Annotated in this window: 8 protein-coding genes; all 8 read left to right on the forward strand. The window is 24.7% G+C overall.

Annotated elements, in window-relative coordinates; genetic code table 11:
- Positions 1–43: 43 nt before the first annotated feature.
- Positions 44–937 (forward strand): Cof-type HAD-IIB family hydrolase, encoded by an 894-nt coding sequence (locus BDU_RS00355; RefSeq protein ID WP_012537840.1) that lies wholly within the window; start codon positions 44–46, stop codon positions 935–937.
- Between the two features lie 13 nt (positions 938–950).
- Positions 951–2,189 (forward strand): aminopeptidase, encoded by a 1,239-nt coding sequence (locus BDU_RS00360; protein ID WP_012537841.1) that lies wholly within the window; start codon positions 951–953, stop codon positions 2,187–2,189.
- A 24-nt stretch (positions 2,190–2,213) separates the two neighbouring features.
- Positions 2,214–2,687 carry a divergent PAP2 family protein gene (locus BDU_RS00365; RefSeq protein WP_012537842.1) on the forward strand — a complete coding sequence of 158 codons (474 nt, stop codon included), beginning with the start codon at positions 2,214–2,216 and terminating at the stop codon, positions 2,685–2,687.
- Between the two features lie 27 nt (positions 2,688–2,714).
- Positions 2,715–4,181 carry a hypothetical protein gene (locus BDU_RS00370; RefSeq protein WP_012537843.1) on the forward strand — a complete coding sequence of 489 codons (1,467 nt, stop codon included), beginning with the start codon at positions 2,715–2,717 and terminating at the stop codon, positions 4,179–4,181.
- Positions 4,181–6,496, forward strand: coding sequence for an RnfABCDGE type electron transport complex subunit D (locus tag BDU_RS00375; RefSeq protein ID WP_012537844.1), 2,316 nt, complete (start codon positions 4,181–4,183; stop codon positions 6,494–6,496). Before BDU_RS00370 ends, BDU_RS00375 begins: the two co-directional genes overlap by 1 nt.
- Complete coding sequence (locus BDU_RS08515) at positions 6,493–7,065, forward strand: hypothetical protein (protein ID WP_012537845.1); 573 nt, start codon at positions 6,493–6,495, stop codon at positions 7,063–7,065. Before BDU_RS00375 ends, BDU_RS08515 begins: the two co-directional genes overlap by 4 nt.
- Positions 7,065–8,142 (forward strand): peptide chain release factor 2 gene (gene prfB / locus BDU_RS00385; protein WP_171805074.1). Its coding sequence is split into 2 segments (ribosomal slippage): positions 7,065–7,120 and positions 7,119–8,142, totalling 1,080 coding nucleotides; the frame shifts between segments, so codons are not numbered across the junction. Before BDU_RS08515 ends, prfB begins: the two co-directional genes overlap by 1 nt.
- Positions 8,124–9,533 carry a hypothetical protein gene (locus BDU_RS00390; RefSeq protein ID WP_012537847.1) on the forward strand — a complete coding sequence of 470 codons (1,410 nt, stop codon included), beginning with the start codon at positions 8,124–8,126 and terminating at the stop codon, positions 9,531–9,533. The genes prfB and BDU_RS00390 overlap by 19 nt, the downstream gene beginning before the upstream one ends.
- Positions 9,534–9,563 lie beyond the last annotated feature (30 nt).

Raw genomic sequence — 9,563 nt, forward strand, 5'->3', positions numbered from 1 at the left:
CTGATATAATTAAATGTAACAGTAAAAATCAAAGGACAAAAACATGAAAAACATTAAGGCTGTTGTTTCTGATCTCGATGGTACACTTTTGCTTTCAAATAGCCAAATAGGAGCTTTTAGCGAACTCGTAATAAAAAAGCTAACAAAAGAAAATAAAAAATTTATTATTGCAACAGGAAGAAGTAAAAATGAAATAATACCTCTTCTTATACAGAATCTAAATTCACATGTATCATTTTTTATAACCCTAAATGGAGCAAGGGTATATAATAACCAATGGCAATTAATAAGCAGTTATGACTTAGCTCCCGATATTGTAAAAGAAATTCTAAATATAAGAGAAAATAAATATAAGGACATACCTCACTTTTTACAAAGATCTGACGATACAGATGAAAACCTCTATGCCGACAATATAACTAAAAATGCTATTAATGATATATTTAAAAAACATAGATTATTAAACAAACACCAATATATCAAACATGAATTACAAGACATAAACATAAGATATAACGAAGTCAATAATTTTCAAGAAATTAAAAATTTTAACAAAATAGCAAAAATTTTATTACTACATGACGAAGAAGCACAGCTCATAAAATATGAAGCAACAATTTTAGAAAAATATAGAGAAAAAGTAAATGCCTATCTATCAACACCACACTCACTTGAAATTGTTAATAGCAAAGTTTCAAAAGGAAATGCATTAAAAGATGTTCTTACAAGCATCAATATCAATTTAAATGAAACAATTGCATTTGGGGATGGCTTTAATGACGTTGACATGTTAGAAAACGTCAAAAAAGGATTACTAATGGGAAATGCAAATTACAGACTAAAGAAAATGTTATCTTACTTAGAAATAATAAACACAAATGATAATGAAGCTGTTGCTCATTACATTAATGATAATATCTTAGAAGACCCTGCATAATAAAGGATCACACATGAAAAAAGACTTAATAAAATATGCAGAACTTATTATTTTAAAAGGAATTAACTTACAAAAAAACCAATGTGTTCTCATTACAGGCTCAATTGAAAATTATGAATTTTTAAGAATCTTAGCACAAAAAGCTTATGAATATGGAGCAAAATATGTAGAACTAAGCATTGAGGATACAGAAATTTTAAAATCTAGATTACAATCAACATCAGAAAATCTTCTAGAGTTTATTCCTGACTTTAAACATAAATTTTTTGAAGAAATGATAAATGAAAAATGGGCAAAAATAAGAATTGATAATACAGAAAATTTAGATGCACTAAAAGAATATGACAATAAAAAAATATCTAAATACTTTCAGGCATTAAAACTAGCATCAAAAAATATTTCAAGTGCAATGATGAATAATGAGTTAGCCTGGTGCACAATCTGTGCGCCAGGACCAAAATGGGCTTCAAAAGTCTTAAATAAACCTGAGAGTCAAAAAACATTAGAAGAATTTTTTGAAATTCAAAAAAAAATTATGTTACTTGACACAGAAGATCCAATAAAAGCTTGGGAAATTCATGGAAATAAACTACATCAAAGATGCAAAACCCTCAATAATCTTCAATTAGAAAAATTGATATTTAAAAACAAAAAAACAAATCTAGAAATATATTTACTAGAACATTCCATTTGGACAGGAGGAAGTGAAAAAATAAGTGGAACAGAAATTGAATTTAATGCAAATATGCCTACACAAGAAGTTTTCACAACACCAAACTACAAAAAAACAAATGGTATTATGTACGCAACTCGACCAGTAAGAATACTTGGCAATCTAATAACTGGCATATGGATGGAATTTCAAGAAGGTAAAATAATCAATTTTGGATGTGATAATGATACATTAAATGACATACTAAAGAGGCATATAGAAACTGATGTACAAGCACAATATATAGGCGAAGTTGCATTAGTAGATAACAGCTCTCCAATATATAAAAGTGGACTTACATTTTATAACACATTATATGATGAGAACGCAAGCTGTCACATTGCACTAGGAAGTGCTTATCCTTCTTGTTTAAGTAATGGAAGTGAACTTAAAACAGATATTGCAAAACTAGATTACGGATGTAATGTTTCTTTAATTCACACGGATTTCATGATTGGAAGTAATGACATAAATGTCATCGGTATTGCCAAATCGGGCAAAGAACATATAATAATACAAAATGGACAATTTCTCATATAAATGAAATAACGGAGTAATCAAATAATGATAAAAGATTTGTTTACAAATGACCTTTTCTTATCTTGTTTAATTTCAGGTATTATTGCTCAAATGATTAAATACATCATCCAAGCAATAAAAACAAAAAAAATTAAATTAACTCCAAAATATTTTTTAAAAAGCATTTTTTTAGAAACAGGGGGTATGCCCAGCAGTCACTCTTCAACAGTAACCGCCCTTGCAACATCAATATTAATAAAAGAAGGAATTAATACTCACTTTATTATTGCTCTAGCTTTTGCTTTAATCACAATAAGAGATTCATTTGGAGTTAGATATATGGCAGGTGTTCAAGCAGAATATTTAAATGATTTATCAGAACAATTAAAAATGAAAATCAAAATTGAACCTTTAAAAATTAAAGTTGTTAAAGGACACAAAAAAAAAGAAGTATTTACAGGCATACTGATTGGTATAATCTCTGCATGGGCAATATGTAACAAATACTATATCGAATAATCTAAATAACAGATCATAAAGGAAAAAATGAATCTACTAAAGTTTTTTTATATATTGCTAATACCACTACTTTCTTGCAACATAGCACAATTTGGAGACTACAAACCAATATATTTACAAGGAGAAAAAGACTTAAAAATAGCAAATGACTATATAAACTCATTGGGATACAAAACAATATCTGAATACACAACAAAAGTACACATATTGGACTTTCCTAACTTTAAAGAAATAACAATAGACAAATTAATTCATCTTAATGACCACGATCTCAGAAAAGATCTATTTTTAAAAAAACTTCCTAATCTTTTTAATACAGGAAACAAAAAAATACTTTATGTTGAATCATCATTTACTAATAATGACTTAAAAAAACTAAAAAAAGATCAAAATATTAAAGCAGAAATGCATTCTTCAAATTATAAAACCAAAATAAAATACTTTTCAATCACAACTTTTATCATAATAATTATTTTATTATTATCACTAAACATTAAATATGCTCCTTTTATAATCCTTTTTCTAATAAGTTCATGTATTATATTTATATTTAGCAACGAAATATCATACTTTTATCCTTTAACCATACTAGCTTATCTACTATTTATACTAATTGACAATTTTAACAAAAATTACAACAAAATATATCTAAAAGACATAGGATTTACAGTATTAATTAAAAAAATTAAAACCCCAATATTTCTATTTTTATTTATAGTATTATATTTTACCTTAAGCATTAATTTTTTATCCACTAACCTTGAAGCCCTTTTAATTATTTGTGTATCAATATCAACACTTTGTATTTTCCTAATATTTACTTGGATCAAAACTGAAAACAACTTTAAACATACATTTTTATCTCTAATTAAAATAAAAGAACAAAAAAGAGAAACCAAAATTTTAAAGTACAAAATACTAATACATGTAATGCTATTTATAGTCTCAATAATGCCATTTTTTTATACCCAAAGCATACTTAATTCTTATAATAATTGCAATTACCTTTACAGCAAGAAATTAAACTACTTCGACTATCTAAATCCCAATAACATCTATTTAATGGTTGGACATAATGAAGAAATACCAAATATTGTAGGTTATATGTATCATATATTTTATCAAAATGAACTTAAATACAAAATCACATCTCAGTACGGAAAAGTAAATACAAATGTAAAAGAAGACTACTTTCAAATAGAAAACAATAAAATAACCATCAATTCAAAAATTATATACAAAGTAGACAAAGAATTTATATCTAAAAACTTAAATAACGAACTATCTAGATTATTCTTAGAAAATGGAAATCCAATTTTAATATATAAAGAAACACCTGCTAACATTACAATTAATAAAAAAAATGAACAAACATTATTCACTCTTTCATTGCCATTTTTTTTATTACTATTCCTATTTAAAGCAATAAGATTTACAATTCTTTTAAATATGAGTGAAAAAAATTATAGAAAATATATCAGGGGAAGCAGTTAATGTTTAACTCACAAACCAAAATAAAGAGACAATATAAAATTAACATAGATGAAATCCAAATACCTGAATGTATTTTAATTCCATTAGAAACAGCAGATTCAAAATCTACAATATATGTCATTGAAAATCAAAGAATTTCAGAAGGACAAATATTATCAAAAAACAAAAATGTAGAACTTTACACATATGCCCCAATATCTGGAATAATAGAAAAAATATATACTGCCAATCTTCCAAATAAAAATCAAATAAAATCAGCATTAATAAGATTTCATGGAAGAATCAACAATGAAAAAGAAATTTCAACTGAAGAAGAATCAAGAGAAAAAACACTAGAAAAATTAATTCGATTAGGAATTCCTTGGTTTAATGAAGATTCATTATTTCAATATATGAACAAATGCAAAAAAATAGACAAAATGATTTTGTTAATAAATGGCAAAGATTCATTTACAAATATCTCAGAAATACTAATAACAACAAAACTAGACAAAATTGTCTACGGCTTTGAAAATATAGATAAAATATTCAAATTTAAAGAAATATTAATAATAACCGACAACCATAATATTAAAAAAGAACTTGAAAAATTAAATGTTGCAAAAGACAAAAGATTAACAATCAAATTAATTTCTAACTCTCCACATCCATATTCAAATCACGAATTAATAATGCATTTCTTATACAATGAAGAAAACACAAAAAGTAATATAAATCCAAATAAAAATATACTAGTAACAAATATTGAAGATCTCTATAATGTTTATTCCACACTTAAAACAAATTCTCCATACAAAGAAAAACTCATAACTATCAATGGAAATAAAAAAATAAAAAGTAAAATAACCAAAGTTAAAATTGGTACATCTATCAAACAAATAATAGACGAAAATATTGATTTAAAAAAATATGATATTTTTTTAAATAATCCAACAAATAAGATAAAAATAGATAATCTAAATGTACCTATCACAAGAGATATATATAGCATAACAATATTAAGAAAAAAAACAATACTTAGCAAAGTTAACAAAATCAAACTCTTAAACACACCCAGTTTTTCACCATTATGTATGGAACAAATTATTTTAGAAAAAATTAAAAATCAAGATAATAACGAAAATACACAACAGCAATATTTACAATACACTAAAACTGAAATAGAAGAAGAAATAAACAAAGTAAAAAAAGAAATAAAGGAAAATATATTAAATATAAGCTTTAATAATGAACCAATATACACCGAAAACAACTTAAAAGATATCTATTTAATTACTATATTAGCATTAATTCCTAATTTAATATTTTCTTTTTCAAACAATATCAAATTTTTAATTGATAGCCTTATATTAATAATCACAAGTTTATGTTCATATATACCAATAATGCTCAAATCTAAATATAGATATTTCTCTTTTTTTGTATATACTGCATTAATTACCAATATAATACTACCCTTAAATTTTCCTATAACATTAAAAATAATGGCAATATTTTTTACATTTTTAATGTTTTTTTATTTCTCAAGGCTCTCTAAACTCCTTATAAATCCTATATTAATTTCATTCATTTTTTTATTACTAAATTTTCCACTAAGTTTCAAACAAACATATTACAAAGAACTTGTTAAACAAAACGATATAATTCCTACATGGAATAAAATAATTTCTCAAAATCCAAACATTCACAACTTAGAAAACTTAAAAGAATTTAAAAGACATGAAAACAAATACATCGACATAATCGACAAATTTATAAATGAACAAGTATTATCTCATCTCAATATAATGATACCAAGATTCCATATTGAAAACCTTTTGGGATTTCAAAATGAAAAGTATTTATCCCCCATTCTAATCTATATTGGCTTTTCATTCATCCTTAAAAAATTCATTATCAATAAACTAATACCACTATCTTTTTATATAAGTTTGCTATTCATAGCTTACATACTACAAAACCTTTCTCTCTACAATTATATAAGTTTTGATATATTAAGTCTGATAATGTCACCAATTCCAATGATCTTAGTATTCACAATGGGTACAGAATTACAAACAGCTCCCCACTTTAAATTTGAACAAATACTTTATGGATTTGCATTATCTTTAGGATATTTTATAACGCTAAGTTATATTCCTCTTGAAACTTTTTCAGCTATAATATCAATATTTATATTACAAATAAGCGCAACACTAATTAAAAAGTACAGCTTAACATTCCATATAAGAAAAATACTACACTATTTAAGAATAAATAAAGAAAAAGTAAGAGAAAATAAAAATGAAAATGGAGAAGAAATTATTAAAATATGACAAGCAATTTAATAACATACTTGCTAGCAAACAATTTGTTACTAATACACTTTATTGGAATTGAAGATATAAGAATAAAAGATAATAAAACATTATCAAAAAAATATCTAACTATCATCATCACCTCGCTATTAATTTATTCTTGCCTTTTTTATATTTATAAACTATTTGTAGAATACAATTTATTATTTATAATACCAATAATATATATGACATTAATTTACATACTAACACTTATGTTAAAAACATTAAACAATATCTTAGTTGTCATGTATAACAGCAAGACAAAATATTCAAATGATTTTTTGTTATCTAATAGTAGCTTGATTGCAATAATATTTTTTTCTCTAGATAAAAGTCATAATTTTCTAGAAGGCATAACAATACTCATTTTATCTTCACTAAGTATCTTAATAACTATTATATTAACAAAAATAATAAAGAAAAATTTAGAAAAAAAATCAACATTCAAACTAATAACTAACGAAACAATGTACTTTTTTATAATCTTCATTTTATCTTTAATTCCAAATATAATTATATTAATAAATAATAGTGAGAGTTTATAATGAGAGAAACAATAAATGAATTTCTAGAACAAATTGAAAATGTCTGGAGGAAGCTTTGACAGTGATAAGATTAAAATACAACTTCAAAAATATGAAAAACAAATAAATAATGAAAATTTTTGGAATGATAACAAAAGAGCACAAGAAATTCTTAAGAATCAAAATATTTTAAAAACCAAAATTGAACCTTGGGAAAACTTGATATGCCAACTTAAAGATTTAAGGGAACTCTGTAAAATTGCAGAAAGTGAAGATGATAAAGCACTATTAGAGAGAGATGTTAATAAATTAAGAGAACAATATAAACATATCTTAACATTATCATATTTCAAAGAAGATATTGACATCAATAGCGCATTCTTGACAATACATTCAGGAGCAGGTGGAACAGAAGCATGTGATTGGGTTAATATGCTATATAGAACATATTTAAGATATTCTGAGAGACGTGGATATAAAATAGAACTTATAGATTTGCTGGAATCTGAAGGAGGCATTAAATCTGTTACAATCGAAATAAAAGGAAAATATGCATATGGATTCTTAAAAAGTGAAGTGGGAATACATCGACTTGTAAGAATTTCTCCTTTTGATGCTGCAAAAAAAAGACACACATCTTTTGCATCTGTTTTCATTGATCCTGTAATTGATGATAAAATTGAAATAATAATTAAACCAGAAGATATTAGAGTTGATACATATAGAGCTTCAGGAGCAGGAGGGCAACATGTTAATAAAACATCATCGGCCGTTAGAATTACACATCTTAAAACAGGAATAGTAACACAATCTCAAACTGATAGAAGTCAACATAGAAATAAAGAATTAGCAATGAAAGTATTAAAATCAAAACTTTATGAACACTACAAAACACTAGAACAACAAAAAAGTAAATCTAAACAACAAGAAAAAAAAGATATCTCTTGGGGCAATCAAATTAGATCTTATATATTTCAACCTTATACTCTAGTAAAAGATCACAGAACAAAATTTGAAAATCCAAATATTATGTCTGTTATGGACGGCAACATTGATAACTTTATAGAAGAATACCTAAAATGGAAAAATTTAAATTAATAATAATCATGTTATTATCAATCTCAACGACTAAACTAGCATATACTCAAAGTAACATTGAGTATAGATTTTCTTATATCATAAATACAAAAGAAGAAAATAAAGAACTCCAAAAAGGAATTGAACAAACACTAAATAAAATATACAATGCAATAAATGAACACATTATTAACGATAATGATAAAGACTTTATAAGACGCATTTATATATATCAAAATATAATAAGCAAAGAACAAGAATTTAGCAAACTCAAAGAAGACATGGACAAAAAAAAGTTACAAAATGCAATCGGTTTAAAAGAAGAAAATAAAATAGAAGTTAAAATTAAAAATCTTAAAGAAGACATTAAAAACATAAAAATCCAACAACAAGAACTTGAAAAATACCTTATAACTTTAAAAAAAATAAAAGCAAATTACAAAAAGAACCAAGATAAAGTACATCTATCAAATTTGAATATAGAATTTTTAACAAGTCAAGAATTATTCTTTGTTAATTACATACACTTAAAAAAAGTAGATAAACATTATTTAGTTGAAATTAGCAATATTACTCCACAAGGAATAAAAGTTTACAAAGAAATTTTTAAACTATCATCATCTGTTGATGACATTGCATACAAAATAGCAAAACTCAGTCTTGAAGAAATATTAGGAAGAGAATTTATTAAACTTAAGATCAATGTCATAAATAATTTAGATGCCAAAATATATATAAATGAAGAATTTGTATCAAAAGGATTATATAACAATGATATATGGGATATTTCTAAACTACCAGATAAAGAAATTATCATTGACATTACAAGCACAACTTACAAACCATATAGAATAAAGCAAAAAGTAAAAAGTGGTGACACTATTGACTTAAATATTACATTACAAAAAGCAAATTCCAATAAAATATTAATTACAAGTAATGTAACATCTAAAGTATTTAAAAAAGGAGTATTTATAGGAGAAACACCAATTGAAATTGAAGAACCTGAAAATGTAGAGTCTATATTATTGCAAGCTGAAGAACACAAAAACAAATTCATAATAATAAATAACAAAGATAAAGAAGTTTATATAGAAATGGTAAGAGATAATAGAAGTGAACTCATTACCAAAAGAGATCTATTCTATATCAACCTTAGTATTTTTACATTAAATCTTATAGGAACTGCATTTGCCATAACAAAATATAATGAATCTTCAGAACTTTACAACATAGCTTTAAATAATATTTTAAAAAATAGAATAAGACCTCAAGATTTATATAATGCAAAAGTAGAAGAGATGATTGCAACATTCTTACTTGGTACAGGAATAACATTTTCCGTTGGTAGTTTTATACCATTAATCATTCATTTGGTACAATATATTAAAGAAGCAACTCGAGGTGAATAAACTATTGTAAAATTTATTGAACACCAAATA

Origin of the sequence: Borrelia duttonii Ly, from assembly GCF_000019685.1 — a bacterium.
GTDB lineage: Bacteria > Spirochaetota > Spirochaetia > Borreliales > Borreliaceae > Borrelia > Borrelia duttonii.